Source organism: Phenylobacterium sp. (assembly GCF_035276905.1).
Lineage (GTDB): Bacteria > Pseudomonadota > Alphaproteobacteria > Caulobacterales > Caulobacteraceae > Phenylobacterium.
This window is the reverse complement of sequence record NZ_DATELG010000252.1, coordinates 1-13,850: the sequence shown is the minus strand read 5'-3', so window position 1 is coordinate 13,850 and position 13,850 is coordinate 1. Positions and strand designations below refer to the sequence as shown.

Annotated in this window: 17 protein-coding genes and 1 riboswitch; of the genes, 5 read left to right on the top strand and 12 right to left on the bottom strand. The window is 69.5% G+C overall.

All coding sequences use genetic code 11. The annotated features are described in order from the left end of the window. The 6 genes from VJS38_RS11900 to VJS38_RS11875 all read right to left on the bottom strand — a co-directional run. The coding region (locus VJS38_RS11900; protein WP_324088365.1) for a MipA/OmpV family protein at positions 1–462 on the bottom strand (462 nt) is incomplete at its 3' end. Next, on the bottom strand, positions 455–1,318 hold the full coding sequence (locus VJS38_RS11895; RefSeq protein ID WP_324088364.1) for an alpha/beta hydrolase: 864 nt from the start codon (positions 1,316–1,318) through the stop codon (positions 455–457). The genes VJS38_RS11900 and VJS38_RS11895, both read right to left, overlap by 8 nt. A 4-nt stretch (positions 1,319–1,322) precedes the next feature. Beyond that, on the bottom strand, positions 1,323–2,720 hold the full coding sequence (locus VJS38_RS11890; RefSeq protein ID WP_324088363.1) for an aspartate aminotransferase family protein: 1,398 nt from the start codon (positions 2,718–2,720) through the stop codon (positions 1,323–1,325). A 15-nt stretch (positions 2,721–2,735) separates the two neighbouring features. Then, positions 2,736–3,401, bottom strand: a complete 666-nt coding sequence (locus VJS38_RS11885; protein WP_324088362.1) for an MtnX-like HAD-IB family phosphatase — start codon at positions 3,399–3,401, stop codon at positions 2,736–2,738. A gap of 67 nt (positions 3,402–3,468) precedes the next feature. Beyond that, positions 3,469–4,878, bottom strand: a complete 1,410-nt coding sequence (locus tag VJS38_RS11880; RefSeq protein ID WP_324088361.1) for a sensor histidine kinase — start codon at positions 4,876–4,878, stop codon at positions 3,469–3,471. Further along, positions 4,875–5,537: a response regulator transcription factor gene (locus VJS38_RS11875; RefSeq protein ID WP_324088360.1), complete on the bottom strand. Its 663-nt coding sequence runs from the start codon at positions 5,535–5,537 to the stop codon at positions 4,875–4,877. The genes VJS38_RS11880 and VJS38_RS11875 overlap by 4 nt, the downstream gene beginning before the upstream one ends. Before the next feature lie 101 nt (positions 5,538–5,638). Further along, positions 5,639–5,746, top strand: a riboswitch (SAM-I-IV-variant riboswitch). A gap of 42 nt (positions 5,747–5,788) precedes the next feature. On the opposite strand from VJS38_RS11875, the gene VJS38_RS11870 reads away from it, so the two are divergent. Further along, positions 5,789–6,706, top strand: a complete 918-nt coding sequence (locus VJS38_RS11870; RefSeq protein WP_324088359.1) for a homoserine O-succinyltransferase — start codon at positions 5,789–5,791, stop codon at positions 6,704–6,706. 107 nt (positions 6,707–6,813) lie between these two features. Beyond that, entirely contained in the window at positions 6,814–7,206 is a 393-nt protein-coding gene (locus tag VJS38_RS11865) for an STAS/SEC14 domain-containing protein (RefSeq protein WP_324088358.1), read from the top strand. On the opposite strand, the gene VJS38_RS11860 is transcribed toward VJS38_RS11865, so the two are convergent. The 6 genes from VJS38_RS11860 to VJS38_RS11835 all read right to left on the bottom strand — a co-directional run bounded on the left by VJS38_RS11860 (position 7,203) and on the right by VJS38_RS11835 (position 10,657). Next, complete coding sequence (locus VJS38_RS11860) at positions 7,203–7,520, bottom strand: LysR family transcriptional regulator (RefSeq protein WP_324088357.1); 318 nt, start codon at positions 7,518–7,520, stop codon at positions 7,203–7,205. The genes VJS38_RS11865 and VJS38_RS11860 overlap by 4 nt on opposite strands. Before the next feature lie 177 nt (positions 7,521–7,697). Next, positions 7,698–8,234, bottom strand: a complete 537-nt coding sequence (locus VJS38_RS11855) for a DUF2478 domain-containing protein (protein WP_324088356.1) — start codon at positions 8,232–8,234, stop codon at positions 7,698–7,700. 117 nt (positions 8,235–8,351) lie between these two features. After that, on the bottom strand, positions 8,352–9,158 hold the full coding sequence (locus VJS38_RS11850) for an FkbM family methyltransferase (RefSeq protein ID WP_324088355.1): 807 nt from the start codon (positions 9,156–9,158) through the stop codon (positions 8,352–8,354). 105 nt (positions 9,159–9,263) lie between these two features. Continuing rightward, the gene (locus tag VJS38_RS11845; protein WP_324088354.1) at positions 9,264–9,569 is read right to left on the bottom strand and encodes a hypothetical protein; all 306 of its coding nucleotides are present in this window, start codon (positions 9,567–9,569) and stop codon (positions 9,264–9,266) included. 96 nt (positions 9,570–9,665) lie between these two features. Further along, complete coding sequence (locus VJS38_RS11840) at positions 9,666–10,037, bottom strand: hypothetical protein (protein ID WP_324088353.1); 372 nt, start codon at positions 10,035–10,037, stop codon at positions 9,666–9,668. Between the two features lie 68 nt (positions 10,038–10,105). Then, complete coding sequence (locus VJS38_RS11835) at positions 10,106–10,657, bottom strand: glutathione peroxidase (protein ID WP_324088352.1); 552 nt, start codon at positions 10,655–10,657, stop codon at positions 10,106–10,108. 175 nt (positions 10,658–10,832) lie between these two features. Between VJS38_RS11835 and VJS38_RS11830 the strand changes: the two genes are divergently transcribed. The 3 genes from VJS38_RS11830 to VJS38_RS11820 form a co-directional block, all read left to right on the top strand. Next, complete coding sequence (locus VJS38_RS11830) at positions 10,833–11,852, top strand: fatty acid desaturase (protein WP_324088351.1); 1,020 nt, start codon at positions 10,833–10,835, stop codon at positions 11,850–11,852. Positions 11,853–11,986: 134 nt separating this feature from the next. Further along, a complete protein-coding gene (locus VJS38_RS11825) occupies positions 11,987–13,408 on the top strand; it encodes a circularly permuted type 2 ATP-grasp protein (protein WP_324088350.1) in 1,422 nt (473 codons plus the stop codon). Between the two features lie 3 nt (positions 13,409–13,411). Further along, a partial coding sequence (locus VJS38_RS11820) for an alpha-E domain-containing protein (protein ID WP_324088349.1) occupies positions 13,412–13,850 on the top strand: 439 nt, incomplete at its 3' end.

The window sequence follows — 13,850 nt, the reverse complement described above, 5'->3', positions numbered from 1 at the left end:
CACCCTCCCGCCGGTGTCGAAGGTGATGTCGCCCGACCAGCCGTCGTAGCCGTTCACCGCATGGCGCAGCCGCGCCTCGGCGATGCCGATCGGCGTGCGCCATTCGCTGAAGCCGCCGACCTCCACCGTGTCGCTCATCCGGAAGGCGCCGCGTGGCAACTCGTCGTTGAAGGACTGACGGTACTCGACGATCGGCCCCAGGGCGACCGGCCCCAGGTGCAGCGCTCGCCACTTGGCGCCGTCGTCCAGGCTGATGGTGACGTCGGGGCCCACCGTCGCCTCGAAGATAGGAACCCCGTCGGTCACGTAGTGGGTCGAGCCGATGTGCGCCGGCCGTTCGCGCACCGCGGCCCCCGCCTCGACAGTCCAGTCGATCGGCTCGGCGCGCGCGATGGACGCGCTTGCCGCGGCGGCGAGGACGGCCAAGCCGGCGGCGCGCCGCATGCCCCGCGCCTCAGGCATTGGTCGCCTCCGCAGTCGGGCGGACAGCGGCGCGCGCGGCGGCTGCGGCGGGCGCGCCGAAGAAGTCGGCGGTCATGTCGCCGACGAGGTCGCGCTGCCGGTCGACGTGGATCATGTGGTAGCAGTCGTCCAGCAGGTGCAGGTCGACCCGGCCGGCCAGGCGCGAGCGCAGCCGAAGCGCGTTGCGCGGGTGGCTCATGTCGTCTTCGCGTGCGTGCAGGATCAGGGTCGGCGTGCGGATCTGGCCGCAGACCCTGTCCAGGTGCGCCGACAGCCGGTGCATCTGCGCCATGGCGCCCAGTGGAAAGCGGTCCAGCGCGCCGGGGATCACCGCCCCGGGCGCTGCGGCCATGCCTTCGCGAAGCCGCTCGTCCTTCAGGCCGAACGGATAGGGTTCGGCGAAGCTGAGCCGGCGGATCAGCGGCAGGCCGGCGAACGGCTCGGCGAACGGGGCGATGGCGCTATACCAGCGCTTCATGTTCCAGCCGTCGTAGCGGTAGGTCATGGAGTAGACCGCCGCCCCGGCCACGCCGGGCTCTTCCGCCGCCAGCGCCAGGCCCAGCGCCCCGCCCACGCAGATGCCGGCGACATGGACCTCGTCGTGCTCGCGCCTGAGCCGCAGGTAGGCCTCGTCCAGCGAGTCCAGCCAGTCGCGCCAGCCGGTGGAGAGCAGATGCGCCGCATCCCGCCCGTGGCCGGCCAGCAGCGGGGCCTCGACCGAGAAGCCGCGCCGGTGCAGGCGCTTGGCGAGGAACTTCATCTCCCCGGGCGCGCCGGTCAGGCCGTGGATCAGCAACACGGCCTTTCCGAGCGAGCCTCGCAAGGTGAAGTCGAGCCGAGGCCCAGGTTGCGTCATCGCCTCAGCCCTGGGTGCAACGCCGCAGCAGCTGGTCGAGCAGCTTCAGCGCCAGGTCGATCTCCTCGCGGCTGATGTGCAGCGAGGGCGCGAAGGTGATGACGTTCTTGTAGTAGCCGCCCACGTCGAGGATCAGGCCCCAGGTCTTGCCGTCGACCTCGATGTCGCCCTTCATCCCCTCCTCGGCCATGCGGTCGAGCAGGGCCTTGTTCGGCGTCCAGCCGTCGGCCTCGCAGATCTCGGCGCGTAGCGCCAAGCCCAGGCCGTCGACGTCGCCGATCTGGGGCCAGCGCTTCTGCAGGTCGCGCAGGCCTTCCAGGAAATAGGCCCCCTTCTCCGCCACCTGGGCCTCGTAGTCGCCCTCGGCCAGCATCCGCATGACTTCGAGGCCGACCGAAGTGCCCATCGGGTTGGAGTTGAAGGTCGAGTGGGTGGAGCCCGGCGGGAAGACCTCCGGATTGATCAGCTCCTCGCGCGCCCACAGGCCCGACAGCGGGTTGAGGCCGTTGGTGAGCGCCTTGCCGAACACCAGCACGTCGGGCTGCACGCCGAAGTGTTCGATCGACCATAGCTTGCCGGTGCGGAAGAAGCCCATCTGGACCTCGTCGACCACCAGCAGGATGCCGTAGCGGTCGAGCACCTTCTTCAGTTCGATGAAGAAGTTCGGCGGCGGGATGACGTAGCCGCCGGTGCCCTGGATCGGCTCGACATAGAAGGCGGCGTATTCCGCCTGCCCGGTCTTGGTGTCGAGGACGCCGTTGTACTCCGTCTCGAACAGGCGGGCGAACTTGGCCACGCAGTGCGCGCCGTACTCCTCCTTGCTCATGCCCTTGGGCCCGCGGAAGTGGTACGGGAACTCGATGAACTGGGCGCGCTCGCCGAAGTGGCCGTAGCGGCGGCGATAGCGGTAGGACGAGGTGATCGCCGAGGCGCCCAGCGTGCGCCCGTGATAGCCGCCCTCGAAGGCGAACATCAGGCTCTTGCCGCCGGAGGCGTTGCGCACGAGCTTCAGCGAATCTTCGACCGCCTGGGCGCCGCCGACGTTGAAGTGCACCCGGCCCTTGCGGCCGAATTTGGCCTGGGCGTCCTGGGCGATGGCGGCGGCGAGCTCGACCTTCTCGCGGTGCAGGTACTGGGAGGCGACCTGCGGCAGGGTGTCGAGCTGGCGCTGGGCGACGGCGTTGAGCCGCGGGTTGCGGTAGCCGAAGTTGACGGCCGAGTACCACATCTGCAGGTCGAGGAAGCTGCGCCCCTCGGCGTCGTACATGAACGACCCCTCGCAGCCGGTGAAGAACTTCGGATCCGGCAGGTAATGGACGGTGTCGCCGAAGGAGCAGTATTCGGTCTCAAGCCGGCGAAGCTCGGCTTCGTCCAGAACGGGAGGCGGCGGGGCGTCGTACATTCGACTATTGGTTCCCTATTGCGCGGCGACGCGGCGGGCCTCGACCATCGGGGCCAGCACCGCGACGACGTCGTGGAAGCTGTTGAAGGTGTGGTGGGCCTGGCCGCGGCCGGCGGCGTAGGCGGCGAGGTCGTCCCTGGCGAACAGGACGTCGGCGCGGGCCGAGACGCAGAAGTCCGAGCGCCCGTCGCCTACGTAGACCAGGGTCGGGCGCGCGCTCTTCGCCAGCCGCTTGTCGGTCGCCTGGCATTTGCAGACGCCGGAGCCGGCGGCGCAGCCCTCGCGCCGGTGCGGCTGGGCCAGCCGCCGCGCGCCGGCGCGTCCGCCCAGCTTGTTCGAGACGATGGGGAGATCGCCTGCGCCGTGCCGGCGCATGATGCGCTTGATGAAGTAGTCGACGCCGTCGCTGACGATCGTCAGCGCGATGGCGTGGGCCGCGCACCAGGCGACGAACTCGGTGAAGCCGTCGGCGAGCTCGATCTCGTCCAGCACCGCATCGAGCGCGGCGTCGTCGCCCTCGATCAGGGCGACCTGGGCCTGCATGCAGGCCGCGGCGGTGATCCGTCCGGCGCGCCAGTCGGCCTCGATCTCCTCCCAGGCGGGCGCAGCCAGGCGGCCGAGCACGCGATCGGTCGTGTCGACCGTCGTGATCGTGCCGTCGAAATCACAGAAAACGTGCATACGCTGACGGTCCCTCCCCCGAGGGATGGGGGCTTAGACCGGCAAGCTGACGTGAAGCTGATGGAAGCTAGGAAATACCGCCTCCGGGCAGGTCCACGATGACGCAGAGGCCGGCCGCACCGTCCGGCCGGTCGCTGAGGACGAGCTTTCCGTTCAGCAGCCGGACGGCCTCGGCGACGATCGAAAGACCGAGGCCCGAGCCTTCGCGCAGGCCGCCGGCGCCACGGTAAAAGCGCTGCAAAACCTTCCTGCGCTCGGCGGGCGGGACGCCCGGGCCATGGTCGCCGACCCACAGGCGCAGACCTTGCGGACCGTGACTGAGGTGGACCTCGACCTCGGTGCCGGGCGGGGCGTGGTTGACGGCGTTCTCGATCAGGTTTGCGGCGATCAGCCGCAGCAGCACCGGATCGCCGCTCGGCGCGGCCTGCGGCCCCTCGAACGACAGCTCCACGTCGCGCCGGGCGGCCAGCGGCGCGAGCTCGGCGATCGCCGCGACCGTCTCGGTGCGCAGGTCGCTGCGCGGGCCCGGCGCCGTGCGGGTCCGGGCCTCCAGCCTGGCCAGGGTGAGCAGGCTGTCGGTCATGCTGGCGGCGCGGTCGACGCTCTCGGCGAGACGCTGGAGCAGGGCCTCCCGCTCCTTGGGATCGGTCTCGCCGGCGATGAGCTGGGTCTGCAGCTTCACCGCGGCCAGGGGCGTGCGCAGCTGGTGGGCGGCGCTGTCGATGAAGCGGCGCTCATGCTGTACGGCGCGCTCGATACGGGCGAACAGCCGGTTGATCGCCCGCACCAGCGGGTGCAGGTCGCGCGGCCAGGGATCGAGCGAAAGCGGCGACAGGTCGCGCACGCTGCGCCGGCCGATCTCGGTCATCAGCAGCCGAAGGGCGCCCAGACCGTCGCGCAGGGACAGCCAGAGAAGACCGGCGATCAGCGGGACGAGCAGGAGAAGCGGCAGGGCGGCGCCGGCGGCGATGTCGCTGATCAGCACGCGGCGGATGTCGGTGCGCTCGCCCACCTGCACGGCGATGGCGTGCGTGCGGACGTGCAGGGTGTAGATCCGCCAGCGATCGCCGCCGGCGGCCCGCAGCTCGGAGAAGCCGTCCGTGGGCGGCGGCGGGACCGCCGCCGGGCCGGTGTCGGATCTGAGCACCACCCTGGCGCCGCGCCAGATCCGGAACATCCGCCATTCGGCGTAGTCGTTGAACGCCCGCCGATCCTCGGGGCTGAGGACGGAATCATCGACCTCGAGCTGCTGCTCGCCCGCCGTCGCGCCCTGTTCGCGCAGCTCGTCGGACATCAAGGCGCGCAGGACGTTGGCGCCGATGATCAGTTGGCCGTCGTAGACCTTTTCGACGCGCTTGTTGGCCGTAAAAAAGGCGACGACGCCGACACTGACGATGACGGCGACCAGCACCAGCGCAGTGCGCCCGAAGAGCGCCGCCTGCAGCGACCAGCGCCGTCCGGGCGCGCGAGCGCTCAACGGAGCCTCGGCACGGTGTAGCCGAGCCCGCGCGCAGTCAGGATCAGCTCCGCGCCGAGCTTGCGGCGAAGCGCGTAGACCGCCGTCTCGATGGTGTTGCTCTCGATCCCGGTCTCGCCGTCGTAGATCGCGGCTTCGAGCTCGGCCTTGCTGACGAACTGTCCCATTCTACGCATCAACACGGCCAGCACCCGGAATTCCTTCGCGGTCAGGCTGATCGCGCGCCCGTCCTTGGCGACGGTGCGGGCCGCCAGGTCGAGGACCACCCCATGCGCTTCGAGCTGGTCGCTCGAGCGCCGGTCGCGGCTGCGGATCCGGGCGCGGATGCGCGCCATCAGCTCGTCGAGATCGAACGGCTTGACCACATAGTCGTCGGCCCCGGCGTCCAGCCCCTCGACCTTCTGTTCCGCCCGGTCCTGGGCGGTGATGATGATGATCGGCAGGGTCTCGCGACGGCCGCGGATCGCGCGCAGCGCCTGGAGCCCGCTCATCTCCGGCAGGCCGAGGTCGAGCAGCATCAGGGCGTAGGACTCCGCGGCGACCGCCGCGACGGCCTCCTCCCCGGTCTTCGCCCAGTCGGCGGCGTAGCCGGCGCGCTCGAGCGCCCGCTTCAGGCCCGCCCCGAGCATCGGATCGTCTTCGGCGATGAGCAGACGCATTTGCCGGCAAGGAAGCCCGAGCCGGGCCCGCGCGCAAGTCCGCGCCGTGCGGCGGGATCCGAAGTCCGGGTTGCAAGTCAAGCTCGCGCCGCCTAAGACGCGCCTTGCATCAAGAGTCGGGCCTTCGTCCGACGCCAACCTGCTTCCCGAGCAAGGTGGCGCTCCCGCGGTGGGAGGATGTGGCCGCGACGGCAACCAAACGGGTGATCCCAGGTCCGTCCCGCGCCGAGCCAAGTTTTCGAGCGGACCGAATGCCGATCAAGATTCCCGACAACCTGCCCGCCCGCGCCGCCCTGGAGAGCGAGGGCGTGATGGTGATGCGCGAGGCCGACGCGGTGCGTCAGGACATCCGGCCCCTCCGGATCGCGCTCCTCAACCTGATGCCGAACAAGCCGCGGACGGAGACGCAGTTCGCCCGGCTGCTGGCCGCTTCGCCGCTGCAGATCGAGCTCAGCCTGGTGCAGATGACCGGGCATGCGCCGCGCAACACGCCGGCCGAGCATATGAGCGCCTTCTACCGGACCTGGGCCGAGGCCTGCGTCGAGACCTTCGATGGGCTGATCGTCACCGGCGCGCCGGTCGAGAACCTGCCGTTCGAGCAGGTGACCTATTGGGACGAGCTGCGCCGGATCTTCGACTGGACCCAGACGCACGTCCATTCGTGCCTGAACATCTGCTGGAGCGCCCAGGCGGCGCTCTATCACTTCCACGGGGCGCCGAAGCGCACTCTCCCGGCGAAGCGTTTCGGGGTGTTCCAGCACCGCAACCTGGCGCCGGCCTCGCCCTATCTGCGCGGGTTTTCCGACGACTTCTGCATCCCCGTCTCGCGCTGGGCGGAGGTGCGCCGGGAGGATTTGCCGCGCGATAGCGGCCTGAGCGTGTTGGCGGAGTCGGACGAGGCGGGACTCTGCCTTTTGGACGATCCGGCGCGCCGGGCGCTGCACATGTTCAATCACGTCGAGTACGACTCGATCACGCTGGCGGAGGAATACTTCCGCGACTTGGGGGCCGATCCGGAGACGCCGCTGCCGCGCAACTACTTCCCCGGCGACGACCCGATGCGCGAGCCCGCGAATAGGTGGCGCAGCCACGCCCACCTGCTGTTCGGCAACTGGATCAACCAGATCTACCAGACGACCCCGTTCGACCTGCGCGATATCGGCAGGTGACGGTCGGGCGCGCCGGATCAGGCAATGGCGGCCAGGGCGCCCGCGGAACGTCGCCGTGCGGCCCCGGGTTGGACCGTCATGACCTTGAAGCGGGATCGGAGAACATCATGATCGAGATCCTGGAAGCGCCCGACCATGTCCTGGCGGTCCGCCTCTGCGGACGCCTGTCGGGCGGGGATATGGACGAACTGACCGCGGCGCTGGAAGCGAAGCTCGCGCAGCATCCGCGGATCGGGATCGTCGCCGACCTCACGCCCATGGCCGGCATGACGCTCGAGGCGCTGGCCAAGGACATCCGCTACAACATCGCCAAGCTCGGCGACTGGAAGCGCTTTCCGCGTGAGGCGGTGATCACCGACAGCTCCTGGGTGAGGGCCGCGATGAGCGCGCTCGACCCGGTCGTGCCGCATGTCGAGGTCCGCTCCTTCGCCCCGGCGGACCGGGACGCGGCGATGAGTTGGGCCGCCGACTTCGAGCCCAGCGCTCGCGCAGAGTCCTAGGCGCCGGCGGGGCGCGGCTGCGGCGCCATCAGGCCTTCCAGCCGCGCCAGGGCGGGCGATCGGGCGGCCGCCGCCAGCTCGGCCTCCAGCGCACGGTAGGCTTCGAGCACCGCCCGGCCGCAGGCGGTGAGCTGGGCGCCCTTTCCCGCGCCGCCGCCCGGTGTCGCCGCGACCAGCGGCTGGGTCCAGCAGCGGTTCATGGTGTCCACCAGCAGCCATGCGCGGCGGTAGCTCATGCCCATCGCCCGGCCGGCGCCGGAGATGGAGCCCTCGCGATCGATCGCTTCGAGCAGGTCGGCCTTGCCGGGCCCCATGGCCGTTTCCGCACCGCAGAACAGCTGCGCCTTAAGCTTGAGAGGACCCACCAACGGCATGTCCGCAGTATGCCCATTGCGGCCCGCCGAGCCTAGAGCGCGCACCGCAAAAAAGATCCAGAAGGCCTTGATTCCATAACGTAATATAACGTTCGGATAATTCCGCTTGACCGTGCTCTAGTCGGCCGCCCACAGCGAGCGGCTCCGCCGCCTTGCTGTGGCGGCTTCCCGCCACCAGGCCTCGATCGCGGTCATCCGCGGCGGGAGCATCTCGAAGAGCGGCGCGGCGAAGGCCCGCCACTGAGCGTCGAACTTCGGCGCGACCGACGTCAGGATCGGGATCTGGGCCGCAACGCCCGCGGCGAAGGCCGCCGACAAGCCGCTGCGCTCCGCCTCGAGCTTGCCGAACTTGCTCAGGACCAGGAGATCACAGCCCGCGGCGATGTCCTGCAGCACCGCTCCGCAGGCGGTGACGATGCCGGCGGAATCGACGCTGCAGGCGGTGGAACTCGGCCCGAGGTTCTGGAAGATCGGAAACCGGCGTCCATCGCCAAGGGTGCTGAGCTCGGGATCGGCCCCTGCCCGCTCGCGCTCCACCGCGCCCGCGACCCGGACGCGGGGCGCCACCGTTTCGGCGAATTCACGCAGCAAGCCCTGGATGATCTCGGAGGCGCCGCCCTGGATCGCGGCGATGGGCTTGACCGACTCGGGCATAGGAAGGCCATCCCTCTAGGTGCGGCGTTCCTCGCCTTGGACCGCCCCATGCTATATTCCATCAGATATAATATGTCCGAGGCCCGCGGGGCGATCGCCCATCGGGCCTCGGAGCGCTCAGCTATTCAGCCTGACCGGGCAACTCCAGTTGGTCGGATCGATCTCGCCGAGGCCCCGCACCTCGGTGCTCCGCTCGCGCGGGATGCAGAGCATGTTGATGGAGACGACGCCGGGAAAGATGTTCCTCTGCTCGCCCTTGAAGTTTTGCGGATCGAACAGCGGCGGCAAGTGCCAGTAAAGGCGGTAGCCCATCTCGGCCACCAAGGAGATCACTTCCTGCTGCTGGGCCGCGCGATCGTTCTCGACGTAGAGGATAGGCCGGCAACGGGTGATGGTCTCGCGCGCGCCACGCAGAACCTGTGGCTCGAAGCCTTCGACGTCGATCTTCACCAGGCCGCAGGACGGCAGTTGCAGCGCATCGAGCGGACGAACGCGCACCTTGATCCCCTGAGCGCCATCCGTCATCAGCGGCACCCCGCCGAAGTTGCCCTCGCGGCCATAGTCGATCAGCGGAACCACCGCTTCGCCCTCGACCTCGCCGCAGCCCTCCGGGTAGGCGAAGGCGTTGGCGATATCGTGGAGCGCGAGGTTGGCGCAGAGCACCTGGAAGATCCGCGGCTGGGGCTCGAAGGCGTAGAACGGTCCGGGCGCGCAGGCGCGCGCCAGGTCGACGCTGTGCAGGCCCATGTTGGCCCCGATCTCCACGACGGTCATCCCCGGCCGGATGATCTGGCGCAGCAAGCGCCCCTCCTCGGGATTGTACTCGCCATAGAGCTCCAGCGAGCCGGTCAGGTACCGGTCGGTCCGCACGGCCAGCATCGGGCCGAAGCGGGTCTCATAGGTCTGCACTGTGCGTTCGGACACGGAGATTCCCTCGCTCTCGTCGCCGGTTTAGCCGTCCCGCGAAGGGCTGGGAATGCAGCTCCGCACCACGCCGCGCCGCGAAAAGTTGGCTGGAGGCGCCCGCCGTCACACTCCCGTCGTCGGCCCGATGCCCTCCCCGTCCTCGGGGAAGCTGCTCCAGCGCGGCTTGGTGACCGCCTCGCGCGCGCGGCGAAGGGCGGCGGCGTCCTTCATGAGGTCGTGGGCGCGGTTCACGGCGGCCTCCAGCGCCGAGCTGGTCGGCTGGGACTGCAACTCGGTCTGGTACTGCGCCACCTGCTCGAGCAGCGAGGCGAATTCGGCGTCCTGGGGGGTGCCTTCATGCGGCGGCCGCTCGAGAAAGGCCGTGATCCTTTCCAGCGCCGCTTCGAAGGATTTCTGGTCCGTAATCATCGCGAGAGCCTCCAGTGGCGCGTACGCCGCCGCACGCCGTCTGACGATTATAAGGCGACGGTAGCGCTGTTGGTTGCGTCCCGCGCAGAGGCCTCTCTAGAAGAAATCGACGTCGTCATGGGCCTGCGCGGCCGTCGAAGCCGCGTGGCCGACCCCGTGGCTGATCCGCTGGGCCACCTCGCCCAGGGTGATGGCGCCCAATGCGTCGGCCACCTCGACGGTGACGTCCTGCAGGCGGCCGGAGATCCGCTCGACGAAGCCCGCTACCGCGGCGATCTGCTGGTTCAGCAGGTCGACCACGTGGAGCTCGCGCATGACGGCGCCGCGCTGGTCGGCGGAGGCTGCGTCCAGCAACTGGCCGAGCGCCCCGTCGAGGCGTGCGCAGGTCGTCTGGGCGAGCACCAGCTCGCCGGCGACGGCGGACAGGACGTCCGTCATGGCCGCCTGTCCCACGTTCGTCATGCTCATGCTGCCCCCCGGCTTGCTGGGGAGCACTGTTCGTTCGCCAAGGTTGACCCCCGGTAAACGAAGAGAATTCAGGCTGCTAGCGCCTTGTCGATCGCCGCCAGCACCGCCGGGTCGTCCGGCTTGGTGTCCGGGGCGAACCGGGCCACCACCTCGCCGTCCTTGCCGACCACGAACTTTTCAAAGTTCCACAGGATCCCCGGCTCGGGATTGGGCGTCATGCCATAGCCCCGCAGCGCCGCGCGGAAGTCGGTGTCCGAGGTCGAGGTCGCCTTCGGATGGGCCTCGATCAGCGCCTTGTAGAGCGGATGGGTGTCCGGTCCGGTGACGGCGATCTTGGCGAACATCGGGAAGTCGACGCCGAAGGTCGAGCGGCAGAAGTCCTGGATCTCCGCATTGGCCCCCGGCTCCTGGGCGCCGAAGTCGTTGGCCGGGAAGCCCAGCACCACCAGGCCGTCATCGCGCCTATCGGCGTAGAGCTTCTCCAGCGCCTCGTATTGGGGCGTCAGGCCGCACTTCGAGGCGACATTGACCACCAGAAGCACCTTGCCGGCGTAGTCCTGCAGGCTGGCGTCCTCGCCGGTGATGGTCTTCAGCGGCACTTGCTGGATGGCGGTGGGCATGCGCGTTCTCCTCCTCGGGACGACCTTTCGCGGGAAAGCGATATTGAGCCCGGCCGCAGGGTTCAAGCCGTCTCGGCCGTGGTGCGCGATTTTCCGTCGCGCGCGGACGCACCACCTAGAATCCGTCGCATTAGGCCGCTAAGCGCTGCGGCCACCGTTCCGCTAGCGAGCCTCGATGAGCCTTCCGACCGACACCGCCGGCCTTAAGGCCGCGCTTGCGCCCTATCAGCGACCCAGCCACCGGCGGAGCATCCTCGAGATCGCCGTCACCGCCCTCCCGCTCGCCGCCTTCTGGATCCTGGCCCTGCTCGCCGTGGGCCGGGGCTGGTGGTGGGGCGTGATCCTGACGGCGCCGGCGGCGGTGTTCCTCGTGCGGCTGTTCATGATTCAGCACGACTGCGGGCACGCCTCCTTCTTCCGCTCGTCCGCCGCCAACGCCTGGACCGGCCGGGTCATCGGGGTGCTCACGGCGACGCCCTACGACTATTGGCGGCGCACGCACGCGATCCACCACGCCACCTCGGGCAACCTCGACCGGCGCGGCCTGGGCGCGGTGGAGACCCTGACGGTCGAGGAGTATCGGGCGCGGCCGTGGCTGCTGCGCGCGGCCTACCGTCTCTACCGCCATCCGCTGGTCATGTTCGGCCTGGGGCCCTGCTACATGTTCGTGCTGCAGCATCGGGCGCCGATCGGCCTGATGCGTGAAGGCCGCGCCTGGCTCAGCGTGCTGGGCAACAACCTGGGCCTCGCCGTGCTGATCCTGCCGCAGATCCTGCTGGCGGGACCCGTCGCCTTCCTGACGGTGCATCTGACGATCGTCGTGCTGGCGGCCTCGATCGGCGTCTGGCTATTCTACCTGCAGCATCAATTCGAAGGGGCCCGCTGGACCCGCAACGACCGCTGGAGCCTGCACGAGGCGGCGCTGCACGGTTCGTCCTATCTGCACCTGCCGCCGATCCTGCGCTGGTGCACCGCCAACATCGGCGCCCACCACGTGCACCATGCCGGCAGCAAGATCCCCTTCTACCGCTTGCCCCAGGTGCTGGACGACCATCCGCAGCTGCAGACCATGAGCCGGATCACGCTGGGCGACAGCTTCAAGGCCATGCGCCTTAGCCTGTGGGACGAGGCGAACGGCCGGCTGATCTCCTTCCGTGAGGCCCGGCGCACGGTCCGGGCGGTCCAAGGCGCCTAGCGGCTAGGCGCCTTCCCGCCCGGCCTGCGCGGCGCGCGGGCGCCTGGTGCGGCAAAGCGCGACCGAAGCTGCGGAACCTGTGCGGCGCATCCGCTTTCGCCTGTGCTGACGGGGTGCAGTTTAGGGCGGTGGCGATGTCGACGCCTTTCGACGAGATGGACGGGTGGCCGGACGGCGAGCCCCGCGAGGCCTACGCCCAGGTTCGGGCCTGGCTCGAGGCGGCGCCGAGCGAGCTTCTGCAGACCCGCAGGGCTCAGGCCGAACTGCTCTTCCGGCGCACTGGGATCACCTTCAACGTCTATGGCGACCCGGGCGGGTCCGAGCGGCTGATCCCGTTCGACATCGTCCCGCGGGTGATCACCGCCGCCGAGTGGACGCGGATCGAGCGCGGCCTGGTGCAGCGCGTCGAGGCGCTGAACGCCCTCCTCGGCGACCTCTACGGGGCTCAGGAGATTCTGAAGGCGGGGATCATCCCCGAGGAGCTCGTGCGGCTCAATCCGCAACACCAGCTGGCGGTGATGGGCCACAAGCCGACCAAGGGGGTGTTCGTGCACGTGGCTGGCGTCGACCTCGTGCGCACGGGGCCCGACGATTTCTACGTTCTGGAGGACAATGCGCGCACGCCGTCCGGCGTCTCCTACATGCTGGAGAACCGGGAGATGATGCTGCGCCTCTTCCCCGACCTGGTGGCGCGCGCCAACGTGGCCCCGGTCGAGACCTACACCGACCTCCTGCTGGAGACGCTGCGCTCGGTCGCTCCCTCGGGTCCGGAAACCGAGCCGACCATCGTCGTCCTGACGCCGGGCCCGTACAATTCGGCCTTCTACGAGCACAGCTTTCTGGCGGACAAGATGGGCGTGGAGCTGGTCGAGGGCGCCGACCTCTTCGTGCGCGACAACCTAGTCTACATGCGCACGACCGAGGGCGCGAAGCGGGTCCATGTGATCTATCGCCGGATCGACGACGCCTTCCTCGACCCGCTGTTCTTCCGCCCGGACTCGACGCTCGGCGTCCCAGGACTGCTGTCGGCCTATCTCGCCGGCAACGTGGCGCTGGCCAACGCCGTCGGGACCGGGGTGGCGGACGACAAGGCGATGTACAGCTACATGCCGGAGGTCATCCGCTTCTACACCGGCCAGGATCCGATCCTCGGCAACGTGCCGACCTGGCGCTGCCGCGAGCCCGATCACCTGGCCTATGTGCTCGATCACCTGCCCGAACTGGTGGTGAAGGAGGTCGACGGCTCGGGCGGCTACGGCATGCTCGTGGGGCCGCACGCCAGCCGGGCGCAGATCGAGGAGTTCGCCGGCAAGCTCCGCGCCGATCCGCAGGGCTTCATCGCCCAGCCGACGCTGGCGCTCTCGACCTGTCCCACTCTGCACGAAGGCCGGCTGGAGCCGCGGCACGTGGACCTGCGTCCCTTCGTGCTCACCGGCGCCGACGGCGTGAAGGTGACGCCCGGCGGCCTGACGCGGGTGGCGCTGACGCGCGGCTCCCTGGTGGTGAACTCCAGCCAGGGCGGCGGGACCAAGGACACCTGGGTGGCGGGCTGCTGACCGATGCTCTCGAGAACCGCAGCCAATCTCTACTGGACCGGCCGCTACATCGAGCGGGCCGACTTCCTGGCCCGCCTGCTGGACGCCACCGCCCGGCTCTCGTCGCTGCCCACCACCTACGGCGGCGATCCGACCGCCTGGTCCGGGGCCCTGGCCGCGGCCGGCGTCGCCGACGCCTTCGCCGCGGCGCATGGCGAGGTGACCGAGGGCGCGGTCGTGGCTTTCCTGACCGTCGAGGCCTCGAACCCGTCGGCGATCTGCAACTGCATCGAGCGGGCGCGCAGCAACGCGCGCGCGGTGCGCACGGGGCTCACGCGGCCCGCCTGGGAGGCGCTGAACTCCGCCTGGCACGAGGTGCAGCGCCTGCGGATCCAGGACCTTTCGAAGGCCGACGTCAGCGAATTCACCGAGGCGGTGCAACGCGCCGTGGCGGTGTTCGACG

What these genes read in the sequence shown, in the direction of transcription:
- VJS38_RS11870 (WP_324088359.1), top strand. Translation starts at nt 5,789, where the DNA reads ATGCCGATCAAGATTCCCGACAACCTGCCCGCCCGCGCCGCCCTGGAG.
- VJS38_RS11845 (WP_324088354.1), bottom strand. Translation starts at nt 9,569, where the DNA reads ATGATTACGGACCAGAAATCCTTCGAAGCGGCGCTGGAAAGGATCACG.
- VJS38_RS11885 (WP_324088362.1), bottom strand. Translation starts at nt 3,401, where the DNA reads ATGCACGTTTTCTGTGATTTCGACGGCACGATCACGACGGTCGACACG.
- VJS38_RS11875 (WP_324088360.1), bottom strand. Translation starts at nt 5,537, where the DNA reads ATGCGTCTGCTCATCGCCGAAGACGATCCGATGCTCGGGGCGGGCCTG.
- VJS38_RS11840 (WP_324088353.1), bottom strand. Translation starts at nt 10,037, where the DNA reads ATGAGCATGACGAACGTGGGACAGGCGGCCATGACGGACGTCCTGTCC.
- VJS38_RS11860 (WP_324088357.1), bottom strand. Translation starts at nt 7,520, where the DNA reads ATGGGGCCCGGCAAGGCCGACCTGCTCGAAGCGATCGATCGCGAGGGC.
- VJS38_RS11830 (WP_324088351.1), top strand. Translation starts at nt 10,833, where the DNA reads ATGAGCCTTCCGACCGACACCGCCGGCCTTAAGGCCGCGCTTGCGCCC.
- VJS38_RS11865 (WP_324088358.1), top strand. Translation starts at nt 6,814, where the DNA reads ATGATCGAGATCCTGGAAGCGCCCGACCATGTCCTGGCGGTCCGCCTC.
- VJS38_RS11895 (WP_324088364.1), bottom strand. Translation starts at nt 1,318, where the DNA reads ATGACGCAACCTGGGCCTCGGCTCGACTTCACCTTGCGAGGCTCGCTC.
- VJS38_RS11890 (WP_324088363.1), bottom strand. Translation starts at nt 2,720, where the DNA reads ATGTACGACGCCCCGCCGCCTCCCGTTCTGGACGAAGCCGAGCTTCGC.
- VJS38_RS11825 (WP_324088350.1), top strand. Translation starts at nt 11,987, where the DNA reads ATGTCGACGCCTTTCGACGAGATGGACGGGTGGCCGGACGGCGAGCCC.
- VJS38_RS11855 (WP_324088356.1), bottom strand. Translation starts at nt 8,234, where the DNA reads ATGCCCGAGTCGGTCAAGCCCATCGCCGCGATCCAGGGCGGCGCCTCC.
- VJS38_RS11835 (WP_324088352.1), bottom strand. Translation starts at nt 10,657, where the DNA reads ATGCCCACCGCCATCCAGCAAGTGCCGCTGAAGACCATCACCGGCGAG.